Consider the following 26,039-nt stretch of genomic DNA (forward strand, 5'->3'; position numbering starts at 1 on the left):
GCCCATCGATGATCAGACGGGAGTCTCGCCGCCCCGGTTCTTCCCGTCGTCAGGCTCCTCGCCATCCTGGCCGTCGTCGCCCTCGTCGGTGTCATCCGGCTTCTCTTCGTCGGAGAAGTCGTCGCCGGCCAGCAGACGCGTCAGCGCCTCATCGAACTCATCCGCAACAGGCGCCTCGCCTCGTGCGCGCGCCTGCAACCGCTCGATCAGCGCGGTCGGGTCGTCGATGTCGGCAGCGGTCGGCTGCAGGTCGGGGTAATCCCAGAGCGAATCGCGGGCGGCGATGCCGACGGCATCCGTCACCTTCTGCCACATCGCCGATGCTTCCCGCATCCGGCGCGGACGCAGCTTGAGGCCCACGAGCGCACCGAGCGCGTCTTCTGCCGGCCCGCCGACGGCGCGGCGACGTCGGGCGGCCTCCGCCAGACGCACGCTGTCGGGCAGGCGCGACGTGGCTTCGGCTGTGACGACGTCCACCCAGCCGTCGATCGTGGCGATGATGTTCTCCAGGCGGGCGAGGGCCTCGCGCTGCGCTTCGGTCTGAGCCGGGAGCAAGGCGCCGCCTTCGATCGCTGCACGCAGCTCCTCCGGATTCGACGGATCGAGACGACTCGCCACATCTTCCAGCGCTTCGACATCGACGGTCACCCCGCGGGCGAAATCGGTGATCTGCGACATCACGTGAAGGTGCAGCCATTTCGCGTGCCGGTACAGGCGGGCGTAGGCCAGTTCGCGGGTCGCGAGGTACAGCGTGATCTGATCTTCGGGAATCTCGAGACCTTCACCGAATGCGGTGATGTTCTGGGGGATCAGGGCTGCTGTGCCCGCGGGGAGCACCGGGATGCCGACGTCGCCGCCCGAGACGACCTCGAGGGAGAGATTGCCGAGCACCTGGCCGAACTGGGCGGCGAACACCGATGAGCCGAGCCCGCGCATGAGCTGGCCGGCGCCCTGGATGGCCTCGCGCATGTCGTCGGGCACCTGCGAGTCGAGCGCGCTGGTGAGCGCGTCCGCGATGCTCGTGGAGACGGGGCCCGCGATCTCCTTCCACACCGGCAGGGTCTTCTCGACCCATTCGCCTCGCGTCATGGCCAAAGGGCTGTCGGCGAGCTCAGAGATGGTGGTGGCCTCGCCGAGCCACAGATTCGCAAGCGCGAAGGCATCGACGAGAGAGTGGCGCGAGCCGTCGGTGATGCCCTGGCCTTCGCGGTTGGCGATGTGCAGCGCCTGGCGCAGAGTGTTCTCCCACGGGTCGCCGCCGAACGCCCCCTGCAGCTGTTGCATGAGTCCGGCCATCATCGCCGGATCGATCTCGAAGCCCTCCGCGCCGCCGAGGGCGTTCTGCAGAGCGTTCAGATCGAAGTCTCCTCCGCCCGCGCCGGACATCATCTTCCGCAGGAACTCTTGGAAGTCCTCGGGGGTCGGGTCGTTGTCTGCCATGTCGGTCGCCTCTCAGCACGTCGCTAGCCGTGACATCTACGCTAGTTGCAGGATTCTGCACGCGACCCCGACGCGAGCAGATCGCTGTACGCCGGTCGCGAACGACGGAGGATCCACTTGGCACACACGCGCACACCCAGAGTCGGTCTGGGCGTATGGGCACTCATCGTCGCACTCGTGGCTCTCGTCGTGCTCACCTTCCTCCCCACGCCCTACGTCATCCAGCGTCCCGGTCCGGTCTACGACACCCTCGGGACGGCCGCCGGCAAAGACGGCGAGGAGGTGCCGCTCATCGCGATCGAGGGTGCCGAGACATTCGAGACCAGCGGCACCCTGAACCTGCTGACGGTGCAGGTCGTGGGAAACCGGGAGCGCACGCCGTCGTGGTTCGAGCTCGCGCTCGCCTGGATGGACTCCTCTCGCGCCGTCGTGCCGATCGACGCGGTCTTCCCCGAGGGAGTGTCGAGCGAGGATCGCGACGAGCGCAACGCGGCACTGATGGTCGATTCGCAGCACGAGGCGACTGCGGCGGCGCTGAACGAGCTGGGCTACGACACCGGCGCAGAAGTGAAGGTCGTCGAGGCCGTCGAAGGCTCCCCTGCGGCCGGAGTGCTGGAGGAGAACGACATCGTCACGGAGATCGACGGAGTGAAGGTGACCAGTGCGGCCGAGCTGCGGGCCGCGATACAGGAGAGCGAGGGCGACCCCGTCGAGCTCACCGTGCTCCGTGACGGCGACCAGCAGATCGGAGTCGAACTCACCCCAGAGCTTCAGACCGAGGGCGACGTCGACACCTGGCTCATCGGCATCACCCTGACCACCGAGTACGACTTCCCGATCGACGTGACGATCCAGCTCGACAACGTGGGCGGGCCGAGCGCCGGAATGATGTTCGCGCTAGGCATCGTCGACGAACTCACGCCGGGCGAGATGACAGGCGGCAACGACATCGCCGGCACCGGCACGATCGACGCCGCGGGCACAGTCGGCCCGATCGGCGGCATCCGGCAGAAGCTGTACGGAGCGGTCGATGCGGGTGCAGACTACTTCCTCGCCCCGGCGTCGAACTGCGATGAGGTCGTCGGTCACGTTCCGGACGGGCTGCAGGTGATCAGCACGGCGACACTCGAGGAATCGATCGACGCGCTCGAGGTCATCGCGAACGGCGGCGACGTCGACGCGCTTCCCACCTGCACGGCAGCGGCCGAATGACATTGCGCTGAGAGCGGACCGTGACCTCACCGTCACCACAGGCACAGCCCGCTCACCGACAGCGTGCATAGGATGGACGGGTGACCACGACCTCGGCGCCGAATCCGGCCACGCCCCGTACCTCTCGACGAATCATCACGTTATCGCTGGTGATCATCGCAGCGATCATCGCTGCCTTCTTCGTCTTCGCCGCGCTCTACACGGACTTCCTCTGGTTCGACCAGTTGCAGTTCGCGAACGTTCTCACCACGCAGTGGCTCGCCACCGCGGTGATGTTCGTCGTGGGGTTCCTGGGGATGGCGGTGCCGCTGTTCATCGTGATCCAGCTGGCGTACCGCCTGCGCCCGGTCTACGTGCGTCTGAGCTCGCAGCTCGACCGCTACCAGGAGGTCATCGAGCCGCTGCGCCGCCTCGCCATGTGGGGCATGCCGATCTTCTTCGGTCTGTTCGCAGGCTTCGCCGCCGCCGGAAACTGGGAGACCGTCTGGCTGTGGATCAACGGCGGTGCCACGGGCGAAGTCGACCCGCAGTTCGGCATGGACACCGGGTTCTACCTGTTCGCGATGCCGTTCTACTCGATCCTGCTGGCGTTCGTCTCGGCCGTCATCCTGCTCTCCTTGATCGTCACCGCGCTGGTGTCGTACCTGTACGGTTCGGTGCGAATCGGTCAGGGTGAACTGCGCATCTCGAAGCCGGCCCGCATACAGCTGGCCGTGCTCGCCGGCCTGTATCTCGTGGTGCAGGCTGCGAGCCTGTGGCTGGATCGCTACAAGACGCTCGTCACGCAGGAAGACCGCATCACCGGTGCCGCGTACACGAGCGTCAACGCCACGATCCCCGGCATGGCGATCCTCGCGATCCTCGCCGCGCTCGTCGCCATCCTGTTCTTCGTCACGGCCGTCATCGGCCGCTGGCGCTTCCCGCTCGTCGCGACGGGCCTGCTGATCGTCGCGTCTCTCGTCGTCGGGATCGGCTACCCGTGGGTGGTCGAGACGTTCCAGGTGAAGCCGAACCAGAACAGCTTCCAGGCCGAGTACTACCAGCGCAACATCGACGGCACCAAGAGCGCCTATGACATCGCCGATCTCGAAGTGACTCCGTTCAAGGCCGTCACAGACGCCGAGGCAGGACAGCTCCGTGAGGATGCCGAGACCACGGCATCCATCCGCATCCTGGATCCCAGCATCATCAGCCCGACGGTGCAGCAGCTCGAGCAGTTCCGTAACTACTACCAGTTCCAGGAGACCCTGGACGTGGACCGTTACGACATCGACGGCGAGACGCAGGACACCGTCGTGGCGGTGCGCGAGCTCAACGTCGACAAGCTCGGCGACAGCAACAGCTGGAACAACCGCACCGCGGTCTACACCCACGGATACGGCCTCGTGGCCGCTGCGGGCAACCAGCGCACCAGCGAGGGCGAGCCGGTGTTCCTCGAACGCGGCATCCCATCCTCGGGCTTCCTCACGGAAAGCGAGAAGTACGAGCCGCGCGTGTACTTCGGCGAAGACTCGCCGTTGTACTCGATCGTGGGGGCGCCGGAGGGGACCGACCCGGTCGAGATCGACTACCCGCGCGGCAAGGACGGCGCGAACGAGACGAAGAACACGTTCGAGGGCGACGGTGGCCCGAGCGTCGGCAGCACTCTCAACAAACTGCTGTACGCGCTGAAGTTCCAGGAGGCGGAGATCCTGTTCTCCGACCTCGTGAACGACGATTCCCAGATCCTCTACGACCGTGACCCGGTGACCCGTGTGCAGAAGGTCGCTCCTTATCTCGAGCTCGACAGCGACCCGTATCCGAGCGTCGTCGACGGCAGGGTCGTCTGGATCGTCGATGGGTACACGACCAGCTCGACCTTCCCGTACTCGACCAGTGTGAGCCTTTCGGACGCGATCGCCGATTCGAACACGGCAGCGCCGAACTTCGCGATCGACGACATCAACTACATCCGCAACTCGGTGAAGGCCACCGTCGACGCATACGACGGCACGGTCACTCTCTACGCATGGGATGACGAAGACCCGATCCTCAAGGCATGGGAGAAGGTGTACCCGGCGACCGTCGAGCCGATCAGCGAGATGTCCGCCGACCTGATGAGTCACGTGCGCTATCCGACCGACCTGTTCAAGGTCCAGCGCGAGATCCTCGGCGTGTACCACGTCGACACCGCTGGGTCGTTCGCCCAGCAGGACAACCGCTGGCAGACGCCGAACGACCCGCGCAACGACAACCAGCTGCAGCCGCCGTACTACTTGTCGATGCAGATGCCGGGTCAGGATTCGCCGCGGTTCTCGATGTTCTCGACGTTCATCCCCGCGTCTTCTCAGGGCACGACGAGCCGAAACGTGCTGATGGGCTATCTCGCGGTCGATTCGGATGCCGGAGCCACTGCCGGCGAGAAATCGGACGGCTACGGTCAGCTGCGAATGCTCGAGATCGATGCGGACACCACCGTGCCCGGTCCAGGGCAGGTGCAGAACACGTTCGACTCCGACACCACGATCGCCGACAAGCTCAACGTGCTGACGCTCGGCAAATCCGAAGTCAAGTACGGCAACCTGCTGACGCTGCCCGTCGGTGGCGGTCTGCTCTACGTGCAGCCTGTGTACGTGCAGTCGTCGGAGGGCACGCAGCTACCGCTGCTGCAGAAGGTGCTGGTCACATTCGGCGACAGCATCGCGTTCGAAGACACCCTCACCGCCGCGCTCGACGTGATCTTCGGTGGAGACTCCGGTGCGAGCGGTGGAGACGAGCAGGTGGAGCCTGTCGATCCCGGTGACGGTACTACGCCGCCGGACGACGGTACGACCGATCCTGACGAGGGCACGACCCAACCGCCGGTCGACACTGATGCGCGCGAGACGGCTCTTGCCGCCGCACAGCAGGCGCTGACCGACCGGGAGGCTGCGCTGAAGGCCGGCGACCTCACCGCGTTCGCCGAGGCCGACAAGCGCCTCACCGCCGCGATCACCGAGCTGCTGGCTCTGGAGGCCGCAGAGTAGGCCTCACACAACGAAACGGGCGTCCCTCACGGGGCGCCCGATTTCGCGTCCACCGGCGGCGAGAGCCGAGGCAGGGTAGAGGGAATGCGAAAGGCCCCTGATCCGGATTTCTCCTGATCAGGGGCCTTTCTTGTGTCGCTTCTCGTTGCGGGGACAGGATTTGAACCTGCGACCTCCGGGTTATGAGCCCGGCGAGCTACCGAACTGCTCCACCCCGCGGCACGTCTACTAGCCTAACACGGGTTTCGGCGCTGGTTAACCACGGGCAAACTGCGCGAGGATGGAGACATGTCTGAGACCGCCGCATTCACCGTCGCCGTCTGCCAGTTCAGCCCGACAGCCTCCCGTGACGACAATCGTGCGCGTGTCGCGCAGTTGACGGCGGATGCCGCAGCGAGGGGAGCACGTCTCGTGGTGTTCCCGGAGTACTCCAGCTACTTCGTCGACCCGATGGATGCGACGCTGTCCGAGAACTCCGAACCGCTCGATGGGGATTTCGTGCAGGCGCTGCAGCGCACAGCATCCGCTCACGACGTCACGATCATCGCCGGACTGGTGGAATCGGCAGGGGAGCGGGTGCGCAACACGCTCGTCGCGGTGGACGCCACAGGTGTCCGTGCGACATACCGGAAGCAGCATCTCTACGACGCGTTCGGTCAGACCGAGTCGGACTGGATCGAGGCGGGGGAGCTCGGAGCTCCGGAGACGCTCGAGATGGGCGGCCTGCGCATTGCGATGATGACCTGTTACGACCTGCGTTTTCCCGAGGTCGCGCGCACGCTCGTGGATGCAGGTGCTGACGCCATCGTCGTTCCTGCGGAATGGGTGCGCGGACCGCTCAAGGAGCAGCACTGGACGACGCTGCTCGCCGCGCGGGCGATCGAGAACACGGTCTACATGGTCTCCGCTGATCATCCGACGCCGATCGGTGTCGGGCACTCGCAGATCGTCGATCCGCAGGGTGTCGTGCTCGCGGGGGTGGGCACCGGTGAAGGCATCGCCGTGGCGCAGCTCACGAAGGATGCCGTCACCCGGGTCCGCGAGATCAATCCGGTGCTGCGCCTACGCCGTTACGGCGTCGTCCCGCGCTGAGCGCTCGATATCGCCCGGCCGACTCCTCAGAACTGCGCGGCCGCCAACCGTCGCGCAGCTTCCTCGAGCACGTCGACGCGCTTGCATGCTGCGAAGCGCACGAGGCCGGAGTAGTCGCCTCGGCGCTCCGCGCTGACGAACGCGTCCAACGGGATCGCGACGACGCCAGCCCTCTCGGGTAGCGCACGGCAGAAGGCGGCCGCATCCACTCCACCGAGGTTCGACGCATCCGCAACAGTGAAATATCCGCCCTGTGGCGCGATCACCTCGAATCCGGCGTCACGCAGCCCGGCAGCGAGGATCTCGTGCTTGCGGGCGAGCGCGGCGGCGGCATCCGTGAAGAACGAATCCGGCAATCTGAGGCCCAGGGCTATCGCGGGCTGAAAAGCCGACCCGTTCACGTACGTGAGGTACTGCTTCACGGTCAGCACCGCGGTGATGAGGTCGGCGGGGCCGTGAATCCAGCCGATCTTCCACCCGGTGGCGGAGAAGGTCTTGCCACCGGACGAGATCGTCAAGGTCCGATCTGCTGCGCCGGGCAGTGTCGCGATCGGCACATGGGGAGCTGTGAACGTGAGGTGCTCGTACACCTCGTCGGTGACGATGACCGCGTCGTGCCGGTCCGCGAGACGGATGATCTCGGCCTTCACGTCCGGCGAGAACACGACGCCGGTCGGGTTGTGCGGATCGTTCACGAGGATGATCCGCGTGCGGTCGGTGACGGATGCTGCGAGCACCTCGAGATCCGGTTGGAAATCCGGCAGGCGCAGGGGAACAGTGCGCAGTCGCGCTCCGGCGAGAGCCACCGCCGCCGCGTACGAGTCGTAATACGGCTCGAACACGACGACCTCGTCATCCGGCGAGTCGATCAAAGCCAGGAGCGTCGCCGTCAAGGCTTCGGTCGCACCCGCGGTCACGATCACTTCGGTCCGAGGGTCGACCTCCAGCCCGTAGAACCGGCGCTGGTGTTCGCTGATCGCCTCGAGCAGGTCGGCGAACCCTCGCCCGGGTGGGTACTGGTTCATACCGTGCGAGATCGCCTCACGGGCGGCCTCGAGCACCTCGGCGGGGCCGTCCTCATCGGGGAAGCCCTGCCCGAGATTGATCGCCCCTGTTCTCAGAGCGGCCGCAGACATCTCTGCGAAGATGGTGGGTGCCACCGCACCGTCAGGAGAAAGCAGGCCTGCCCCTGCTGCAGTGCGCCGCCAGGCGCCGGGAATAGCACTCATGCAAACCAGGCTAAGGCCATAGCCGACACTCACCCTGACCATAACGAACGCACAGCTACACGCGGCAGTCTGAACTTGTTGAAGGAGCAGACCATGAACGAAGACAAGAACACCAACGAGTCCGCGTCGTCCGAGCAGCCTGCGCCGCAGGAGCCGGTCGGCACTGGGGCCGGCCACGACATGCCAGCATCGTTCGCGTCGCATCAGGCCCCGGCGCAGCCATCGAGCCAGGACGCATCACAGGGCGCAACGCCCCAAGGCGCCGCATTCGGCATTCCCGCACCGACACACCCCGGCCGAAGCGCCGACCAGAGCCAGCCGACCACGCCGCTCTTCGGCGAGTTCGGCGCAGGCACTGCCAGTGACGATCACACCGCGTCCGTCACGCGTATCGAGACGAAGACCAAGGAAAAGAAGCCGTTCGGCGCAGGCAAGGTCGCGGCGCTCATCGTCGCGGCATCGCTCGTCGGCGGCGCAGCGGGTCTCGGCGGCAGCTACCTCGGCAACAACCTCTGGAGTCAGCCGGCCGGTTCCACGGCGACAGGTACTGACACGATCACGGTGAACAATCCTGGCTCGGTGAACGAGACCACGGCGATCGCGACGACCGTGCTGCCCTCGGTCGTCACGATCGAGGTCGCCGGCCAGGAAGGATCGGGCAGCGGCTCTGGTGTCGTGCTCAGCAAGGACGGCTACGTGCTCACGAACACGCACGTCGTCACTCTCGGCGGCGCTGCCGCTGATCCGGCGATCAGGGTGACCGCGTCCGACGGTCACATCTACAACGCCACGATCGTCGGCACAGACCCGATCTACGATCTCGCGGTCATCAAGCTCGAGGGTGCGGCAGACCTGACCCCGATCGAGTTCGCGGACTCGTCCGACCTCAACGTCGGCTCCACCGCTGTTGCGGTCGGCGCACCGCTCGGTCTTTCGAACTCCGTCACCACAGGCATCGTGAGCGCGCTGAACCGCAGCATCCAGATCGCGTCCTCCGCGCTGCCGGACTCGGCAGACCAGGACAGCAAGGAAGACGGCGGCGAGTCCGAGCAGGAGGGCGGTCCGTTCCAGTTCGACCTTCCCGGAACTGAGACCCAGGCGGCCACGGAGTCGATCTCGATCGCCGTGATCCAGACGGATGCGGCGATCAACCCCGGCAATTCCGGCGGTGCGCTCGTCGACAGCGAGGGCAAGCTCATCGGCATCAACGTCGCCATCGCGACTGCGGGCAGCGCTGAAGAGTCGGGCTCGATCGGTGTCGGCTTCGCCATTCCGTCGAACGTCGCCAAGCGCATCTCCGAGGAGATCATCGAAGACGGCGCCGCGACGCACGGTCTGCTCGGCGCTTCGGTGAGCGATGCGGCTTCCGTCGAAGGATCAGAGGTCGCCGGTGCGTACATCGCAGATGCTCCCGTGAGCGGCGGTGCGGCTGAGACCGCTGGTCTGCGAAAGGGCGATGTCGTCACGGCGTTCAACGGTGCACCGATCGCGAGCGCCACCGACCTCACCGCACAGGTGCGGGCGGCAGCCGCCGGCAGCGATGCGAGCCTGACATATGTTCGAGACGGCAAGTCGTACGACATCGACGTGACACTGGGGGAGCTCAGCCTCTGACCTGGCTCCGACGCCGGCATGAGCCACCGGATTCTCAGTGAAGGACGCCACCCCGCGATAGGCTCGCGGGGTGGCGTCCTTCTCTTTCGGCTCCGGCAATGCGGCCAAGCTCCTTCGCATCCCGTTGTATGCCGTCGGAAGCATAGGCACCCTGTTCGTTCCTCGCTCGCACCGTTGGGTGTTCGGATGCGGTGCTGGGATCGGCGACGGCGCGCTGGCGCTCTGGCGCATCGCAACGGCCGAAGGGCACGACACCGTGTGGCTCACTTCCTCTGCGCGTGAGCGAGCGGATGCTGCGGCGCTCGGCATCCGCACGATCTCGAAGTCCTCGCTGCGCGGCTGGTGGGCGACGGCCCGGGCCGGCGCGCTCGTCGTGACCCACGGTCTCGGCGATGTGAACCGCTACGGGGTCACCGGCGGGTTCGTCGTGCAGCTGTGGCACGGCATCCCGCTCAAGCGCATCGGACTCGATTCGCCTGCGACCACGCAGGTGCCGAGTGTCCCGGGAGCGGCGATTCTTCGCCGCGCGATCGGTCTGCTGTATCGCCGAGCCGCTCAACGCATCCGCGTGCTGCCGGCGGCGTCCGACCGCTCGCGCGGGAGGCTCGAATCCGCATTCGCGCTCGGCGATGCGCGCGTGGTCGTCACCGGCGAACCCCGTGTAGACGTGCTCTCCGCAGGCAACGATGCAGAGCGGCGGGCGGTCGCATCCGCTCTGCTCACCAAGGCAACCGGCGCCTTACCAGCTGGTGCACGCAGCATCCTTTACGCCCCCACGTGGCGCGATGGCGCCGATGACGTCGCCGTGCCGTCCGCGTCGGAGTGGGTGCGCATCATCGCTCTTCTCGAGAGCCGGAACACGGTGCTGTTCGTGCGGTCGCATCCGCTCGGAGCCGGTGCGTATCAGCCGCCTCTGCCGAGCGGCCGCGTGAGGATGCTGAATTCCGACCTGATCGCCGACATCACGCCGGCACTGCCCGGGATGGACGCACTCATCACCGACTACTCATCATTGGCGTACGACGTGGGGCTTCTGGGCATGCCGGTGCTGTATCTCGCACCGGACGCAGAGGAATACGCGCGCACTCGCGGCTTCTACGGAAGATACGAGGATGTCGCAGGTGACGACGTGGCGAAGGGCTGGGCCGCTCTTGTCGTTCAGCTCGAGTCGTTGCTCACGGACGACGGCGTGTTCACCGCGCGCTCGGCCCGCTCCAGTACGCTCAGCGCACAGGTGCATGCATACCGCGACGGACACAACACCCGGCGCGTGTACCAGGCAATCCGCGCGCGAGGGATCCCCGCGCCGAAGGGAGCACGATGACGACTGCCCGGATCGATGAGCAGGCGGAGACGCTGATCATCGCAGGCACGGGTCCCAAACCGGCCTCGGCGACCCTCGAAGGTCCTCGGGCGCGTGTGACGGGGAAGATCACCGGTGGCGGCAAGACCTGGAAGGCGGTCGTTCCGCTTCGCAGTGTGCGATGGGCGGGCGAGATGCTGCCGCTGCCCTCGGGTTCATATGAACTGAACATCGACGGTGTCGATCTCGACGAGATCGAGATCGGCCCGGAGCTGCTCGCGAGCATGCGCATCGCACTGCACGGCGGACACGTCGAGATCGCTGCGCCCGTTGCGCTCATCTACGAGACGAGCGAGGGGCAGTCGACGCTCGAGGAGCGCTACGTCGCCCAGGCCGGCGGCGATGAGAACGCCGTGTTCTTCGAGAGTTTCTACGGGCAGAGCATCGGCTGCAATCCGCGCGCGATCGATCGTGAACTCGCGACGCGCGCGCCGGGCATCACCAGGTACTGGAGCGTGGTCGACCTGTCGATCGCCGTACCCGAGGGTGCGGTCGCCGTGATCGAGGGCAGTCCGGAGTGGTGGCGGGCACGTGGCGCTGCCCGACTGCTCATCGTGAACGACTGGATGCGCCGGCGTTTCGCACGAAAGAGCGGGCAGAGAGTGCTGCAGACCTGGCACGGAACCCCACTGAAGCGCCTCGCGCTGCATCGCCCTGGGTTCGATCCGCGACGGATGGCGGCGGTGGTCAAGGAATCGCGTCGCTGGGACGTTCTGCTCGCGCAGAACACCTACTCGGAACGCATTCTGAAGAAGGCCTACGCGTTCTTCGGCAAGCCGATCTGGACCGACGGCTATCCGCGCAACGACATCCTCACATCGGATGACGGGTCGACGACGCGCAAAGCGTTGGGCATCGGCGTAGAGGAGCGGGTGCTCCTCTACGCACCGACCTGGCGCGATGACCGCACCGAGATCGTCGATTTCGTCGACCCTCAGCTGCTTGCAGAGCAGACGGACGCCGTCGTGCTGGTCCGTGGGCACTCGCGCACGCTGAGACCGGGGCGCGATCAGTCGGGTGCGAGGGTGATCGATGTCACCGGGTACCCGGAAACAGCACGATTGCTGGCGGCCGCTGATGCGCTCATCACTGACTACTCCTCGGTGATGTTCGACTACAGCGTGACGGGCAAGCCGATGTACTTCATGGTGCCCGACCTGGATCACTATCGCGGAGAACTACGCGGGTTCTACTTCGATCTCGCCGAGCGGGCGCCAGGGCCGCTGGTGACGACGCAGGACGAACTCGCCGATGCACTGATGGATGACACGCTGCCGGGATTCTTCGCCGAGCGCTATGCCGCATGGCGGAAGCAGTTCAACTCTCGAGACGACGGCCGCGCTGCTGAGCGAGTGGTCTCCCGCCTGCTGGATCTGGGGTTCGTCGACGCGTAGCGCCAGGTTCCCGCGTCAGGGAGTCGGGATCTCCGCGTCGGGCACCAGGTACTGGCGTTGGAGCCACTCGCCGAACTTGCGCACCCCGAGACAGCTCTTCGCGGTGGAGCAGTGCAGGACGGAATCGTGCGAGGCGTACGCGGCGAACGCCTCGAGTTTCTTCCAGAGTTCATCGCCCCCGAGATTCACCTCGTTCTGCGCGCTCGGATACCCGATCGCGTACTGCACGACGGTGCCGTCGATGAACCCGTTGTCGACGAGCCCCGCCACGAGATTCCCCGTCGCGGAGTGATCGGGGTGGTCGCCCTTCGATCGTGGATCGAGTTTGGGAAGATGGGCGAGAACCGACTGCGGCGCATATGCCTGCACCACTTCGGCGATGGTGGCCTCCAGTGCGGGCAGGGTGATCGGCTGACCGGTATCCGTCGTCGTAATCTCCGCAAGGGCACCCGACAGGAGTTGCGGGAGCGATTGATGGCCTGTTGCGCCGAAGCCCCCGGCATCGAGGCCACCATCCGGCAGACGGACGAACAGCAGCAGGATGCCGGGATTGTCCGCCGGTGACGTCGTGGTGATCGTCACGCCGCTGCGCAGCGCCACAGTCGCATCCACCCAGTCGCCGGTGACACCGCGCATCACGTCGTATGCCGCGCGGATCCCGAGTTCTCGTTCCATCGCGTATTCCGTGCCCATGCCCGCATCGGATCCGGTGATGAACAGCGTGCGGATGCACTGCCCTGCCGCCATGGCGTTCGGGATGGTCGGGCTGCCGAAGATCAGATCGTCGTCATAGTGTGCCCATACCGAGACGATGGCCGGGGAAGCGCAGGGCGCTGTGTACTGCAATGGTGAGATGAAGGCTTCGGGTTGCACCGGGGTCTGCAGAACCGCAGCGATGAGCACGCATTGTGCGGACGCAGCGAAGAAATCGACGGCGTTGGCCGCGGCCTCCGGAAGCGCGCGCAGTGCCTCCTGCGTGACGGCAGCAGGGCATTGCTGCTCGGTGATCTCCGTTCTTCGTGCCGCGGTCAGAGAATTCACCGGGAACTGCGGGGCGGGCACGACCGCGGCGCGCGAGGGGCCGTCCTCCGGATCCTGCCCCATGCAGCCGGTGATGAGGGACCCGACGATCACAGTGACGGCGATCGCCGCGGCGCCGCGCTTCCACGCGCGTGTAGCTGGTCGAATCGAGACCATTCGGATTCCCCCGTCGCAGACCGGCCGGTCATGCACGGCCCGATTAATTCAACATGCTAGCGGCAGCATGCGTTTTTTCGAGCGCTGGCGCACGGGGAGGGATGAGAGCGCGACGACGACGCCTCGGACCATAGGATGCTCGTATGCGCAGACGGATGGCGAAACAGCAGACGGGGCAGCGCGGCGGATCGGATCCGATCGCGACGCCCGAGGAGGCCGACGCTTCAGCATCGCGTGAGGGTGAGTCCGAGTCTCGGAAGCGCTCCCGTCGTGACTTCTTCCGTTATGGCGGAACCGCGGCGGCCGGCGCGCTTCTCGGTGGCGTGGCAGGAGGGGCCATCGGATTCGCCGCAGGTGAGCGCTCCGGATTCCTCGCCGCGGAGGACGACTACGGTGCGCTCGCGCCACGCCACGCACCCGGTTTCGACCATGTGGTCGTCGTCATGGGTGAGAACCGCTCCTTCGACAACCTGCTCGGCTACCTCTACTCCAAAGAGAACCTGCCGGACGGTCAGAGCTTCGACGGGCTGGCCTTCGGCGAGTACTACAACGAGGCGGCCGGTGCGCGAGTCGACGCGCACGTGTATCAGGGAGCCACTGACAAGATCATGACCCACCCGGATCCGGATCCTGGTGAGGAGTTCCCGCACGTCAACACGCAGATCTTCAACACCGTAGAGCCGGCGGGGAACGCCAAGCTCTACGTGGAGAGCATGCAGTCACCGTTCAACACTCCGCAGCATGGCGAACAGGCCACGATGAGCGGGTTCCTCAACGACTACATCATCAACTTCGAACGTCTGAAGAAGGGCACCCCTCCGACGATCGACGAAGCGCGGCACATCATGGGCTCGTTCTCCCCTGAGATGCTGCCCACCCTGTCGATGCTGGCCCGCGAGTTCGCCGTGTTCGACAACTGGTTCTGCGCTGTACCGTCGCAGACGTTCTGCAACCGTTCGTTCTTCCACGCTTCCACGTCGCACGGGTTCGTCACGAACAAGCATGGCGGTGGGTACGACAAGTGGCTGGACGCGAAGCAGGCGCCGACGATCTTCAACAGACTCGAGGATGAGGGACTGAGCTGGAAGATCTATTTCGACGAACTGCAGATGGTCTCTTTCACGGGCATTCTGCACGCGCCAGTGCTGGAGAAGTTCTGGCGCACGGAGCACTTCGGGACGATGGATGACTTCTACGCCGACGCAGAGCACGGCGACCTTCCGGCCTATGCCTTCATCGAGCCGCGCATGGTCTACAACCACAACGATTTCCATCCTCCGTTCGGACACCTCCACGCGAGCGACGTGGACGGGTCGGAGATCATCAACAGTGCATACTCCGACGTGCGTGCCGGTGATGAACTCATCCACGACATCTACACGGCTGTTCGCACGAGCAAGACACCCGACGGGTCGAATGCCGTCAACACCCTGCTTCTGATCACGTTCGACGAGCACGGCGGCTGCTACGACCACGTGCCGCCGCCCGCGGCCACACCACCAGACGAATCCGGCGCCGGCGAGATGGGATTCGGATTCGATCGGCTCGGATGCCGCGTGCCCGCAATAGCCGTGTCGGCATACACGCGCAGCGGTACGGTGATCAACGACGAGATGCATCACGGATCTGTCATCGCGACGTTGAACCGTCTGCACGGGCTCAAGCCGCTCACGAAGCGGGACGCCGGCGCGAACGACCTGTTCAACATCCTCAATCTGGATCAGCCGCGCCACCCGGCCGATTGGCCGGAGACGAACCCGTCCTTCACGCCGACGAATCCGGAGGAGACACCTCTGCACCCGGCGCATGCGCACAAGAACAAGCCGCTCACGCCGCCCGCTCGCGGGCTGCTGGGGCTGCTGCTGGCGCGTCATGGACTGCCCGAGAGCGACGAGCCGCAGACCTTCGGAGAGGCGTACGACCTGCTGCATTCGAAAGGCAAGGGCTTGTTCGGCCCGCCCGAGGATGCGTGAGGAATGAAGGATATGAGACACTCCGGTTCTACCCGCAGGAGCGCCAACGTGGAATCCAGAAAGCGGATGTACCGACGCCGACGCCTCTTCGTCGCGCTCCTGGCCGTGGTCGTGCTGGTGCTCGGCGTCGGCGCTGTCGCGTTGATCTCGTCGCTGAACACCGCAGCCGTCTCAGCGGATTCGCCGGACACGACAGCACAGACGAACGCACCGACGCCGGAGCCGACGCCACTGACCCCCGAAGAGCAGCTTCTCGCCGACGCCGATGATCCGCTTGCCTGCGCGGTGAGTTTCGAAGGGGAAGGCGTCGCTCAAGAGCCGATGCTTCAGACGCAGAACGCACTGTACGCCGCACTGCCGATTCCGGCGCAGGAAGGACTGGTGTTCGCCGGTTGGTACACCTCGCCCGAGGGGGCGAGCGCGCATCAGATCGAGGCGCGCGTGAACGGGGCAGACCTGGTGGCGTGCACGGATCAGCGCATGGTCCTGCACGGGGCGTGGATGAGTCCCGAGGACAACGTCGCCGTCGACGCGCAGATCCCGATCCTCATGTACCACCAGTTCACCTCGCGGCCCGAGGGCGAGGACGGCTGGCTTCGCGGTAACTACGCGTACATCGGAGATTTCGATGCGCATATGAATCACATCGCCACCACTGGCTTCTACCTGCCGACGTGGGACGAGCTGAGTGCCTTCATCGACGGCAGGCTCTATCTGCCCAACCACTCCGTGATCATCACAGACGATGACGCCGATCAGACCTGGTTCGACCTCGCAGCCCCTGTGGTGGACAAGTATCAGGTGCTCGCGACGTCGTTCATGATCACCGCCGACCGTCAGGACCCGGCGCCTTCGCCCTTCGTGCTTCGTCGTTCGCACACGAACGCCATGCACCAGGCCGGTGCGAACGGGCAGGGACAGATGGTCAACCTTTCGGCGGAGGAGATCGCCGCCGATCTGAATGCCTCGGCGGACATCCTCGGCGTTCGCGAGGTCGTCGCCTACCCGTTCGGCCATTACAACGACACGACCAAACAGGGAGTGGCGATGGCCGGATACGAGATGGGGAGGACGATCGAGCCGGGGTACGTTCACATCGGCACCGACAAGCTCGCCCTGCCCGTGGTGCGGATCAACTACGGCATGGGACTGGACGCGCTGATCAACGAGATCGGCTGAACGCGCTGTTCGCTCAACCTGCCTGCGCGGTGAACGAGGAGGCGACGACGATGATGGGGATGAGCCCGAGGACTATCGCGATGATGCCGAGGAGCCTCGGCCGTGCGATGACGACTGCGACGATGCCGAGCAGCACGGCGATGGCGCCGACGACGACGGAAGCGTAGAACGACAGGACCGCGAGGACGACGGCGTTCGTGAGTCCCTGTCCGTCCGAGCCGCCGCCGCTCAGCCAGAAGCCGGCGATCATCAGAGCGGCCACGGCTCCGATCACGATGGACGCGATCGCGAGACCACGACGGGACGGGCGCGGAGCTGAGTCAGTCGTCATGCGTGGAGCATACCCGGGTGCGGTGACTCCCTGTGCCTCGACGGCCTGACTTGCGAAGGCTATGGCAGTGGCGTGTTCTGCGTGCCGAGGCGCGAGGCGTCGACCGTGCCGCGGGCGCCGCGCATCACGCCCACGAGGAACCCGGCTCCCCATGCCAGATGCATGGTCGGCAGCACGGCGAGAGTCCAGATGCGCTCGCGCGCGGTCCGGTCACCGCCCGGGCGCAGTGCCATCGTGATCACGAGCAGAACGTAGGCGACGAGCGGCAGATACACGACGGATGCCACCACCGAGGCGACGCCGGCGAGTACGCCGGTCAATTGCAGGATCGCCACGATCAGCGCGAGTGCGACGTTCAGCACCAGCGCCGGCGGCGCGAAGAACCGTAGACCGTTGCTGCGACCGAATCTCCGCACGAGTTCGCCGCGCCAGGCTCCCGTCGCGCGGAACTGACGCGCCAGGCGCCACCAGCTCTCGCGCGGCCAGTAGGTGACGGACAACTGAGGATCGAGCCACACCTTGTGCCCGGCCTGCCTGATGCGCAGGTTCAGCTCCCAATCCTCACCGCGACGGATCGACTCATCGAAGAGTCCGACCTCATCGAGTACAGCGCGACGCATCACACCCAGATATGCGGATTCGGCCTCGCCCTCGTGAGCAGTGCCGTGGTAGGCGCCGCCGCCGAGACCGATGGGGGAGTTGTACGCGCGGGCGACCGACTTCTGGAAGGGCGTGCGCCCGTCGGCGCGCATCACGCCGCCGACATTGGCGGCACCGGTGCGCCGCAGCGTCGCGAGCGCCCTTCGGGCATACCCGGGGGAGAGCTCGGAGTGCGCGTCGACCCTCACGATCGTCGCGTAACGGCTGGCGCGGATGGCGGCATTGAGGCCTACGGGGATATGCGCATCGGGGTTGTCGACCACACGGATCCGGTCGTCGTTCGCAGCGAGGCTCTGAGCCAGTTCCGTCGTCCCGTCGGTCGAAGGACCGAGGGCGAGGATGAGCTCGGCGGGGCCGTCCAACGGCTGCTCCAGCACCGATGCGACGGCGTGTTCGAGGTACGCGCGTTCGTTCAGCACAGGCATGACGAACGAGATTCCGTCTGAAGCCGTTGCCGAATCGTTCTCTACCACCCCCCGATCATGTCACGGAGGGGCGGTGGCCCCTGCGTACTCTTGACATGTGGGTGCTGTAAAAGATGTCAAGAAGGCGTACCGCCTGCTGCGCAAGGCGATGCGCTCGCGCTCGGCGGTGCAGCGCGTCAGACGCACCCTCGAGACGATTCCTCCGCATCCGGAGGGGCACTACAAGATCGCCGTGTACTTCGCCGACGGTGCGGTGAACATGTACCAGATGCGCCAGTGGTATCGCCCGCTCGCCGAGCTCGACAAGCTCTGGCCGGTCGTCGTGCTCGCGCGCAACGCGGTCGGTGCGGAGAAGCTCATCGCCGAGGATGCGCCTCCTGTCGCCTTCGTGCCGACCGTGCGCGACCTCGAGCAGTTCATCCGCGATCAGGACATCCGCATCGTCCTGTATGTCAACCAGAACACGCGCAACTTCCAGATGTTCCGCTACGGTCGCCGCTGGCATGTGTTCATCAACCACGGCGAGTCCGACAAGATGTACATGACGACCAACCAGTACAAGGCGTACGACTATGCCCTGGTGGCCGGTCAGGCCGCGCGCGATCGGCTCTCTCGCACGCTGTGGGACTTCGATGTCGACGCGCGCACGATCGAGATCGGCCGCCCTCAGGCGGATCATTTCTCCGGCGCATTGCCGTACACGCCGGATGAACGCACTGTCGTGCTGTACGCGCCGACGTGGGAGGGCGATCGCCCCAGCGCGCATTACGGTTCGATCGCCACTCATGGCGAAACCCTCGTGAACGCGCTGCTGGCCACCGCAACCCACCGCGTGGTCTATCGCCCGCACCCGCGCAGCGGCGTGGTGGATGACGAGTACGGCGCCGCACATCGACGCATCATCGCGGCGATCGCGGCCGCGAACAGCGCGGATCCCGGTGCACACCACATCTACGATGACGGTCCGGAGCTCGGGCTGGCAGCTCGCTGCCGCTGATGTCGCGATCGTCGACATCTCGGCGATGGTCTACGACCGTCTCGCAGCGGGCAAGCCGCTCCTGATCACCCGCCCGGTCGACGAGCGCGCGTCGGTCGACACCGGTGGATATCTCTCCGACTGCGAGTGGCTCACAGCGGACGCCGCGGCCGACGTCGCACGGGAGGTCGAACGGGTCCGTGATGATGCGGACGCCATCAAGAAGCTTCATATGTGGGTGCAGCGCTACTTCGGGGATACGACGCCGGGCGTCGCCACCGCCAAGTTCCACGCAGCGATAGCGCAGCTCATGGGCGCGTGGGACGAGTGGCGCATCCGGGAGATGGGCACGATCAAAGCAGATGAAGACGACGACGACGAAGAGGACAAGGACGACGAACTCCACGGCTGAAGGCCGGCGCGCCGCTCCGTAGACTGTCCGGCATGCACTTCCCACAGGCCGAGTCCATCGCATCTCGTTTCGAGGCGATCGACGAGTCGGCGTCGACGAACGCGGCGATGCGTGCCCTCTCCGCGGATGCCGAGGCGTGGCCGCACCTGTCGGTGCTGCTCACGGACAATCAGACCGCCGGTCGCGGGCGGCTGGATCGCTCCTGGACGACGCCGGCCGGTTCTGCGCTGGCGATCTCCGTGCTGCTGCGTGAGCTGCCCTCCTCGCCGGTGGCGATGGGTTGGATCCCGCTCATCGCCGGCGTGGCGATGGCCCAGGCCGTCGCCGAGCAGCTCCCGGGCCGCGAGGTCGGTGTGAAATGGCCGAACGACGTGCTCGTCGACGGGCTCAAGATCTGCGGCATCCTCGCCGAATCGACCGGCACCGCCATCATCGTGGGGGCCGGCGTCAACACCGCGATGGTGGAGCACCAGCTCCCCGTTCCCACGGCCACATCGTTCGCGGTGCTCGGTGAGACCGCCGATCCAGACCTGCTCGTCGCTTCCTATGTCCGACGACTGGACGGTCTCACCTCGTCGCTCTCGACGTGGGGGGATGCTGTGCGCAGCGGCGTCCACGCCGCGGTATCGGCGCGGTGCGCCAGTCTCGGTCGCGACGTCGAGGTCTCGCTGCCGGACGGTACGATCCTGCAGGGCACTGCGGTGCGACTCGAACCCGACGGGCGGCTCTGCGTCCAGAGCAGCGGAACGGAGCACCTGATCTCGGCAGGCGACGTGGTGCACGCCCGGCTCAGGTGAGCGGCCCAGCGGTCTGAGGCGTGCGCATGAGGACACGCCGCCCCTTGGCGGACGATGTCCTCGGCGCCAGGCACAATGGAGGGGTGACCCAGCCCGTGACACTCGGAGGCCGGCCGGTGATGCCGCCGCCAGGCGCACCAGCCGAAGAGCTGCTGATCGCGCGTTTCCGCGGGCACGCCCGTGGGTTGTTCTGGTCGGCGCTGCTGCTCATCGCGGTGTCGGGCGCCACCGCCTTCTTCTATGGAAATCTGCCGGCCGGCTTCGAGAATTGGATGCTCCTCGCCGCCGCGGCGGCATTGGTGCTGTTCGGCGTCTTAATCCCTTTCGTGATCTGGGCATCCCGGAGCTACGCCGTCACGACGCGACGTGTGGTGGTGCGTGAGGGTCTCGGTGCGCGCAAGAGCCGCGAGATGTCACATGTGCGCGGCTACACGATCGGCGTGCGCCGAGGCATCGTGCAGCGCATGTGGGGAGCGGGAACCATCACTCTCTCCAACGGCGTCGACACGCCCCTGCGGCTCGTGAATGTGCCCAACGTCACACTCGTTCATGAGGCTCTGGCCGATCAGATCGAAGTGAACCAGATCCTCGCTCATCGCGACGCGCAGTCGATGTCGGATCCCGACTCCGAGCGCTGAGTTCCGCAGGCGTCGAAACGTCCCGCGCCATGCGCGAGAATGGACGGAACGAACGGAGATCTCAATGGCGTTGCGTGTGGGCGTGATCGGCGGCGGACAGCTTGCCCGGATGATGATCGCCCCGGCGGTCGAGCTGGGCCTCGACCTTCGGGTGCTCGCAGAGGAAGAGGGCATGTCGGCGCAGCTGGCGGCCACGGCGGTGGGGGATTACCGCGATCTCGATACGGTGCGCGCATTCGCGAAAGACGTCGACGTCGTGACGTTCGATCATGAGCATGTGCCGCAGGAGGTTCTCCGTGCACTCGTGGCTGAGGGCGTCGCCGTGCATCCTGGCCCCGACGCGCTGCAGTTCGCGCAGGACAAGCTCGTGATGCGTGCCCGTCTGACCGAACTCGGTGTGCCGCAACCGGACTGGGCCGCCGTGCGGAGCGTCGACGAGCTGCAGGTGTTCCTCGACGATCACGGCGGCAGAGCCGTCGTGAAGACTCCGCGTGGGGGGTATGACGGCAAGGGCGTGCGGGTCGTGCGCGCAGCTGAGGAGGCAGCCGACTGGTTCGATGCTCTCCCGGCGGGCTCGACGTCCGACGCCGGTGAGGCGCTGCTCGTCGAGGAACTCGTGTCGTTCGTGCGCGAACTCGCCCAGCAGGTCGCGCGTCGACCGAACGGACAGATGGTGTCCTACCCGGTCGTCGAGACCGTGCAGCGAGACGGCGTCTGCGCCGAGGTCTTCGCTCCGGCGCCCGGCGCGAATGAGCGCCTGGTGCGCGTCGCGGAAGACATCGGAAGACAGATCGCGGACGGACTCGGTGTGACCGGGATGCTGGCGGTCGAGCTGTTCGAGACCGACGATGAGCGCATCCTCGTCAACGAGCTCGCGATGCGTCCGCACAACAGCGGCCACTGGGGCCAGGACGGCGCCGTCACCGGGCAGTTCGAGCAGCACCTGCGCGCGGTGGCCGATCTCCCGCTGGGCGACACCGCACCGCGGGCTGCATGGGCGGTGATGGTGAACATTCTCGGAGGCCCTGCCGAAGGCACGTTCGAGGACCGCTTCGATGCGGCGATGACCGAGCATCCGGCCGCGAAGATCCACACCTACGGCAAGGCTGCGCGACCAGGGCGCAAGGTCGGTCATGTGAACGTCGCCGGAGACGACCTCGACGACGTGGTCTACACCGCGCGTGCCGCAGCGGCGCACTTCGCCTGAGACAGCACGCTGTGGCGGCGCCTCGGCAGGCGCGGAGATCAGCAGGGGGAGTCACTTCCTGAGCGTTTCAAAGGGCGCGCCGTTCAGCAGAACTCCTGGTAGCGGAACGTACCCTGGGGAGGTGACTGAGCCACTGCACTCTTCTGCCGCGCCCGTCGTCGGCGTCGTGATGGGATCCGACTCCGACTGGCGCGTGATGAGCGACGCCTCTCAGGCCCTCACCGAGTTCGGCATCCCGCACGAGGTCGAGGTCGTCTCGGCGCACCGCACGCCGGACAAGCTCATGCAGTACGCGCGTGACGCGCGCAGCAGAGGCATCCGCGTCATCATCGCCGGAGCCGGCGGAGCAGCGCATCTGCCCGGCATGCTCGCGTCGATGACACCGCTTCCCGTCGTCGGCGTGCCGGTGCCGCTCGCATTTCTCGATGGGATGGACTCGCTGCTCTCGATCGTGCAGATGCCTGCCGGCATCCCGGTCGCCACCGTTTCGATCGGCGGGGCTCGCAACGCCGGCATCCTCGCGGCGCGCATTCTCGGCGCATCGGATGGCATGATCGCCGATCGAATCGAGGAGTATGCCAGGACGCTTGAATCCCAAGTCGCGGAGAAGAACGAACGGTTGAAGGACTCCCTGTGACGATCGCCGCTCCGAGTGCGGCGAGATTGAGCGGGCGCCGGCTGATCGAGACCCGTCCGCTGCGCAATCCCGATGCCGCCGACCCGGCGTTCATGGGCCGTCGCGGTTGGTGGCTCGTCGTGATGAACGTGCTGGTGCCCGGTTCCGCGCAGATTCTCGCCGGCGGCAACCGTCGGCTCGGTCGTATCGGCCTGGTCGCGACGCTGCTGAGCTGGTTCCTCGTGGTGCTCGCGTTCGTCTCGGCGCTGTTCTGGCGCTCGGTGCTGGTCTCCGTGGCGACGAACTGGTTCGTGCTGACCGTGCTGCAGGTGCTGTTCGTCGCCTACGCGCTGCTGTGGATCGTGCTGACCTTCGATACCCTTCGCATGGTGCGTCTCGTCAAGGTGCCGCAGGCGTCGCGGCTCGCCATTCCGGTAGTGGCGCTGATCATCGTGGGGCTGCTCGGCGGGGGTGCCGGTTACGCGGCGAGCGTCGCGGGTGCGAGCCGCGGTGCGATCAACGACATCTTCGGGCAGAGCGGTCCGAGCGTCGAACCCGTCGACGGCTACTACAACATTCTGCTGCTGGGCGCCGACAGCGGTGACGGGCGCGACTCGATGCGCTTCGACAGCATCTCGGTGGTGTCGGTCAACGCGACGACGGGGGCGACCACGATCTTCGGCATCCCGCGTGAGCTGCCGAACGCGCCCTTCAGCGAGGGCAGCCCGATGCAGGCGCTCTACCCGGACGGCTTCGAAGGGCACTCGTCATCGTCGTGCGGGTGGAACGGGTGGATGAACCACATCCGCTACGCAGCCGAGGTCTGTCGTGACGACGAGGGCGCCGAGCTTTATCCGGATGCGGCCGCGCACGGCTCCGCGCCCGGCATCGAGGCGACCAAGGACGCTGCGGAAGGGATCCTCGGCATCGAGATCCCGTATTACATCTTCATAGACATGAACGGCTTCGCCGCCATGATCGACGCCCTCGGCGGAGTGGACATCAACGTCACCGAGCGGCTCCCCAAGGGCGGCCCGCCGGAGGGCTGGACCGGTACAGACGTCAACGAGTGGGCTATCGGCTGGATCGAGCCGGGGCAGCAGCACATGAACGGCGACACTGCGCAGTGGTACGCCCGCTCGCGGTACACGACGAGCGACTGGGATCGCATGCAGCGCCAGCGTGAGCTGCAGATCGCGATCCTCGACCAGTTCACGCCCGACAACGTGCTGACGCGGTTCAATGACATCGCCTCGGCGGGCACAGTGCTGGTCGACACCGATCTGCCCAGGGACAAGCTGTCGGAGTTCCTGGATCTGATGCTCAAGGCGAAGGAACTGCCGGTCACGCCGATCGAGCTGGTGCCGGCGAACGGTGTCGACGAGTTCGAGCCCGATTACGCCTTCGTTCGAGATCTGGCGCAGCAGACGCTGCACCCGCCGACGGAGACCCCGACGCCGACGCCGTGACCTGCTCCACCGGCGCGATCAGCCAGTGGTCACTCTGAGCAGTCGAGCTCCGCACCGGTCGTCTTCGCATCGAGCATGGGTGTGTGCTGCACGCTGGTGAGGCGATCTCCTGCACCCGTACCGGTGAAGGAGACGGTGATCGTCGTTGACTCGCCCGCTGCCAGCAGCACGTCCTGCTGGACGACGCTGCGTGCGCCGAGTTCCGTGGTCTGCGTGCTCTCCACTTCCTCGCCGTCGCGGGCAATCGAGCGCAGCGTGGCGTCTTCTGGGCCGTAGACGGCGATGAGCGTGCGTACTGCGCCCGGCTCCGTCTCCTGCTGGCCGTCGCCCGTTACCGATGCGGGCAGCGACTCCGCAGCACCCTGCGGAGCGTTGTTCGTCCAGGTGACCCGAACCTGAGTCGTCGGCGCTCCTGCGCACACGCCCACGGCGGTGCTGATCGAGCTCGCGGTGTAGAAGTTCATCCTGCCGCCGGTCGCGTCGTTGAAGAGCACGCCGACGTATGGGCCGCCTTCGCCATCGACAGGAATTACGCCGCCAAGGGCGGAAGAGGCGAGCAACGCCTCTTCTTCGGGATGGGCGCTCCAGATGCGGATGCGATCTTCTGCGGCGGAGGCTGCGAGCGCCCCGATGAGCTTCTGCGGCTCGGAGTCATGGAGCGCGGCCCTGAACACCGCGTCGGCGGCCAGGGCGAAGAGGTCGTCCTGTTGGTTCGGGTCTGGAGTGCTCGCGTAGATCTCGGAGTGGAGAATCGACAGGATGCTGTCGGCATCCGCAGTGAATGGTCCGAACGACACATCACCGGTCGCCTCGGTCAGATGCTGCACGACGACGGCGTCGACCGCGATGACGCCGTCGACGCTCTGCCCGAGCACCTGCTCCGCACGCAGGGCCAGTGTCGGGCCTGCTTCGGAGAAGTCGGGGATGCTCGTGACGTCGTGCAGGAACCGTCCGGGGGCGTCTGCGAACAGCGCGATCGTGGAGTCGCTCAGCGGCAGCGGTTCGGCCGCAGCGGGGAAGTCGCGGATCGACGGCTGCTGGACGATGCTGATCGTTCCACCTTCCGCATTCAGGAGGAACAGGGAATCGATGACGCCACCGCTCGAGCGCAGCTGGGCGTTGTTCTGCACCGCGACGAGATAGGTGCGAGGCCCATCGGCGCCGAGCATGGGAGGCAGCAGCACCGCGGCGCCGTGAAGCGCACCGATGACAGTGGCGGCGTCTGTCACGACGTCGCGCATATCGCGAACAGCATCCGCCACAGGGGGGAGTGCGGACTCGGCATCGATCTGCTGCGCCTGCATCGCGGCGGTGCTGAGCGTTGTCGTGGTGGTGGCGAGCGTCGCTGCCACCCCGCCGAGAGGCGCGAGCTTGATCGTCGATCCATTGATCCCCAAGGTCGCGAGGTCGAAGACTTCGGCGGTTTCGAGCACGCCGGTCACGGCGTCCTTGGCGACGCTGTCGGCGACCTCGGCGACCTCGCGCATAGCGGTGAAGTTGGCACCCAGCCACGGAACGGCTTCGAAACCGCGCCAGACGGGATCGGAGGTGAGGTCGCGCGCGGCGGCGGCGTGCTGGGCGACGCGAGGCGCGACGAGCTCGGCGCGCGCGAGATCGCCCTTCGCGATGGATGTGCGCATCTGCGAGGCCGAGCTTGCGACGCTCTGCAATTCGCTGACGACGCTGGCACCGCGAATGACCACCCAGCCGATGGCGAGCACGAGCAATGTCACGACGGCGCCGATGATCCATCGGATCCATCGGCGCTGTACGGGAAGCCGGCCGTCGCTCACCCCTGCATTCAAGCATG

The 26,039-nt window shown here is 66.3% G+C and carries 19 protein-coding genes, 1 tRNA gene and 1 pseudogene; 14 read left to right on the plus strand and 7 right to left on the minus strand.

Annotated features, from left to right (window positions below):
- Window positions 1–12: 12 nt before the first annotated feature.
- On the minus strand, window positions 13–1,440 hold the full coding sequence (locus tag QFZ46_RS15880) for a zinc-dependent metalloprotease (protein ID WP_307363176.1): 1,428 nt from the start codon (window positions 1,438–1,440) through the stop codon (window positions 13–15).
- 117 nt (window positions 1,441–1,557) lie between these two features.
- Between QFZ46_RS15880 and QFZ46_RS15885 the strand changes: the two genes are divergently transcribed.
- Complete coding sequence (locus QFZ46_RS15885) at window positions 1,558–2,652, plus strand: YlbL family protein (RefSeq protein ID WP_307363177.1); 1,095 nt, start codon at window positions 1,558–1,560, stop codon at window positions 2,650–2,652.
- An 80-nt stretch (window positions 2,653–2,732) separates the two neighbouring features.
- Window positions 2,733–5,657 carry a UPF0182 family membrane protein gene (locus tag QFZ46_RS15890; RefSeq protein WP_307363178.1) on the plus strand — a complete coding sequence of 975 codons (2,925 nt, stop codon included), beginning with the start codon at window positions 2,733–2,735 and terminating at the stop codon, window positions 5,655–5,657.
- 145 nt (window positions 5,658–5,802) lie between these two features.
- Here QFZ46_RS15890 and QFZ46_RS15895 read toward each other — a convergent pair.
- A tRNA-Met gene (locus tag QFZ46_RS15895) sits at window positions 5,803–5,876 on the minus strand.
- 69 nt (window positions 5,877–5,945) lie between these two features.
- On the opposite strand from QFZ46_RS15895, the gene QFZ46_RS15900 reads away from it, so the two are divergent.
- Window positions 5,946–6,749 carry a carbon-nitrogen hydrolase family protein gene (locus QFZ46_RS15900; protein ID WP_307363179.1) on the plus strand — a complete coding sequence of 268 codons (804 nt, stop codon included), beginning with the start codon at window positions 5,946–5,948 and terminating at the stop codon, window positions 6,747–6,749.
- A gap of 26 nt (window positions 6,750–6,775) precedes the next feature.
- On the opposite strand, the gene QFZ46_RS15905 is transcribed toward QFZ46_RS15900, so the two are convergent.
- Window positions 6,776–7,978 (minus strand): aminotransferase class I/II-fold pyridoxal phosphate-dependent enzyme, encoded by a 1,203-nt coding sequence (locus QFZ46_RS15905; protein ID WP_307363180.1) that lies wholly within the window; start codon window positions 7,976–7,978, stop codon window positions 6,776–6,778.
- A 93-nt stretch (window positions 7,979–8,071) separates the two neighbouring features.
- On the opposite strand from QFZ46_RS15905, the gene QFZ46_RS15910 reads away from it, so the two are divergent.
- From QFZ46_RS15910 to QFZ46_RS15920, 3 genes are all read left to right on the plus strand, one after another.
- Window positions 8,072–9,592 (plus strand): S1C family serine protease, encoded by a 1,521-nt coding sequence (locus tag QFZ46_RS15910; RefSeq protein ID WP_307363181.1) that lies wholly within the window; start codon window positions 8,072–8,074, stop codon window positions 9,590–9,592.
- A 70-nt stretch (window positions 9,593–9,662) separates the two neighbouring features.
- Window positions 9,663–10,916, plus strand: a complete 1,254-nt coding sequence (locus QFZ46_RS15915; RefSeq protein ID WP_307363182.1) for a CDP-glycerol glycerophosphotransferase family protein — start codon at window positions 9,663–9,665, stop codon at window positions 10,914–10,916.
- A complete protein-coding gene (locus QFZ46_RS15920; protein WP_307363183.1) occupies window positions 10,913–12,349 on the plus strand; it encodes a CDP-glycerol glycerophosphotransferase family protein in 1,437 nt (478 codons plus the stop codon). The genes QFZ46_RS15915 and QFZ46_RS15920 overlap by 4 nt, the downstream gene beginning before the upstream one ends.
- A gap of 15 nt (window positions 12,350–12,364) precedes the next feature.
- On the opposite strand, the gene QFZ46_RS15925 is transcribed toward QFZ46_RS15920, so the two are convergent.
- Window positions 12,365–13,546: a PIG-L family deacetylase gene (locus QFZ46_RS15925; RefSeq protein ID WP_307363184.1), complete on the minus strand. Its 1,182-nt coding sequence runs from the start codon at window positions 13,544–13,546 to the stop codon at window positions 12,365–12,367.
- 143 nt (window positions 13,547–13,689) lie between these two features.
- On the opposite strand from QFZ46_RS15925, the gene QFZ46_RS15930 reads away from it, so the two are divergent.
- The gene (locus tag QFZ46_RS15930; RefSeq protein ID WP_307363185.1) at window positions 13,690–15,519 is read left to right on the plus strand and encodes an alkaline phosphatase family protein; all 1,830 of its coding nucleotides are present in this window, start codon (window positions 13,690–13,692) and stop codon (window positions 15,517–15,519) included.
- 48 nt (window positions 15,520–15,567) lie between these two features.
- A complete protein-coding gene (locus QFZ46_RS15935; RefSeq protein ID WP_307363186.1) occupies window positions 15,568–16,698 on the plus strand; it encodes a polysaccharide deacetylase family protein in 1,131 nt (376 codons plus the stop codon).
- Window positions 16,699–16,711: 13 nt separating this feature from the next.
- Here the strand turns inward: QFZ46_RS15935 and QFZ46_RS15940 are convergent, their stop codons facing one another.
- Both QFZ46_RS15940 and QFZ46_RS15945 read right to left on the minus strand, forming a co-directional pair.
- Window positions 16,712–17,029 (minus strand): hypothetical protein, encoded by a 318-nt coding sequence (locus QFZ46_RS15940; protein ID WP_307363187.1) that lies wholly within the window; start codon window positions 17,027–17,029, stop codon window positions 16,712–16,714.
- A 59-nt stretch (window positions 17,030–17,088) separates the two neighbouring features.
- On the minus strand, window positions 17,089–18,114 hold the full coding sequence (locus QFZ46_RS15945; protein WP_307364636.1) for a glycosyltransferase family 2 protein: 1,026 nt from the start codon (window positions 18,112–18,114) through the stop codon (window positions 17,089–17,091).
- A 97-nt stretch (window positions 18,115–18,211) separates the two neighbouring features.
- Here QFZ46_RS15945 and QFZ46_RS15950 point away from each other — a divergent pair.
- The 6 genes and pseudogenes from QFZ46_RS15950 (at window position 18,212) to QFZ46_RS15975 (ending at window position 24,229) form a co-directional block, all read left to right on the plus strand.
- Window positions 18,212–19,502 (plus strand): annotated as a pseudogene (locus tag QFZ46_RS15950) (CDP-glycerol glycerophosphotransferase family protein).
- Window positions 19,503–19,534: 32 nt separating this feature from the next.
- Window positions 19,535–20,299, plus strand: coding sequence for a biotin--[acetyl-CoA-carboxylase] ligase (locus QFZ46_RS15955; protein WP_307363188.1), 765 nt, complete (start codon window positions 19,535–19,537; stop codon window positions 20,297–20,299).
- An 83-nt stretch (window positions 20,300–20,382) separates the two neighbouring features.
- Complete coding sequence (locus QFZ46_RS15960; protein WP_307363189.1) at window positions 20,383–20,937, plus strand: PH domain-containing protein; 555 nt, start codon at window positions 20,383–20,385, stop codon at window positions 20,935–20,937.
- Between the two features lie 64 nt (window positions 20,938–21,001).
- Window positions 21,002–22,144, plus strand: a complete 1,143-nt coding sequence (locus QFZ46_RS15965) for a 5-(carboxyamino)imidazole ribonucleotide synthase (protein WP_373457651.1) — start codon at window positions 21,002–21,004, stop codon at window positions 22,142–22,144.
- A gap of 169 nt (window positions 22,145–22,313) precedes the next feature.
- Complete coding sequence (gene purE, locus QFZ46_RS15970) at window positions 22,314–22,781, plus strand: 5-(carboxyamino)imidazole ribonucleotide mutase (protein ID WP_307364638.1); 468 nt, start codon at window positions 22,314–22,316, stop codon at window positions 22,779–22,781.
- Window positions 22,778–24,229, plus strand: coding sequence for an LCP family protein (locus tag QFZ46_RS15975; RefSeq protein WP_307363190.1), 1,452 nt, complete (start codon window positions 22,778–22,780; stop codon window positions 24,227–24,229). The genes purE and QFZ46_RS15975 overlap by 4 nt, the downstream gene beginning before the upstream one ends.
- A 29-nt stretch (window positions 24,230–24,258) precedes the next feature.
- On the opposite strand, the gene QFZ46_RS15980 is transcribed toward QFZ46_RS15975, so the two are convergent.
- The gene (locus tag QFZ46_RS15980) at window positions 24,259–26,022 is read right to left on the minus strand and encodes a DUF4012 domain-containing protein (protein WP_307363191.1); all 1,764 of its coding nucleotides are present in this window, start codon (window positions 26,020–26,022) and stop codon (window positions 24,259–24,261) included.
- Window positions 26,023–26,039 lie beyond the last annotated feature (17 nt).

The organism is Microbacterium murale, assembly GCF_030815955.1.
Taxonomy (GTDB): domain Bacteria; phylum Actinomycetota; class Actinomycetes; order Actinomycetales; family Microbacteriaceae; genus Microbacterium; species Microbacterium murale_A.

What these genes read in the sequence shown, in the direction of transcription:
- purE (WP_307364638.1), top strand. Translation starts at nt 22,314, where the DNA reads ATGGGATCCGACTCCGACTGGCGCGTGATGAGCGACGCCTCTCAGGCC.
- QFZ46_RS15955 (WP_307363188.1), top strand. Translation starts at nt 19,535, where the DNA reads ATGCACTTCCCACAGGCCGAGTCCATCGCATCTCGTTTCGAGGCGATC.
- QFZ46_RS15945 (WP_307364636.1), bottom strand. Translation starts at nt 18,114, where the DNA reads ATGCCTGTGCTGAACGAACGCGCGTACCTCGAACACGCCGTCGCATCG.
- QFZ46_RS15965 (WP_373457651.1), top strand. Translation starts at nt 21,002, where the DNA reads ATGGCGTTGCGTGTGGGCGTGATCGGCGGCGGACAGCTTGCCCGGATG.
- QFZ46_RS15930 (WP_307363185.1), top strand. Translation starts at nt 13,690, where the DNA reads ATGCGCAGACGGATGGCGAAACAGCAGACGGGGCAGCGCGGCGGATCG.
- QFZ46_RS15910 (WP_307363181.1), top strand. Translation starts at nt 8,072, where the DNA reads ATGAACGAAGACAAGAACACCAACGAGTCCGCGTCGTCCGAGCAGCCT.
- QFZ46_RS15940 (WP_307363187.1), bottom strand. Translation starts at nt 17,029, where the DNA reads ATGACGACTGACTCAGCTCCGCGCCCGTCCCGTCGTGGTCTCGCGATC.
- QFZ46_RS15905 (WP_307363180.1), bottom strand. Translation starts at nt 7,978, where the DNA reads ATGAGTGCTATTCCCGGCGCCTGGCGGCGCACTGCAGCAGGGGCAGGC.
- QFZ46_RS15880 (WP_307363176.1), bottom strand. Translation starts at nt 1,440, where the DNA reads ATGGCAGACAACGACCCGACCCCCGAGGACTTCCAAGAGTTCCTGCGG.
- QFZ46_RS15925 (WP_307363184.1), bottom strand. Translation starts at nt 13,546, where the DNA reads ATGGTCTCGATTCGACCAGCTACACGCGCGTGGAAGCGCGGCGCCGCG.
- QFZ46_RS15900 (WP_307363179.1), top strand. Translation starts at nt 5,946, where the DNA reads ATGTCTGAGACCGCCGCATTCACCGTCGCCGTCTGCCAGTTCAGCCCG.
- QFZ46_RS15920 (WP_307363183.1), top strand. Translation starts at nt 10,913, where the DNA reads ATGACGACTGCCCGGATCGATGAGCAGGCGGAGACGCTGATCATCGCA.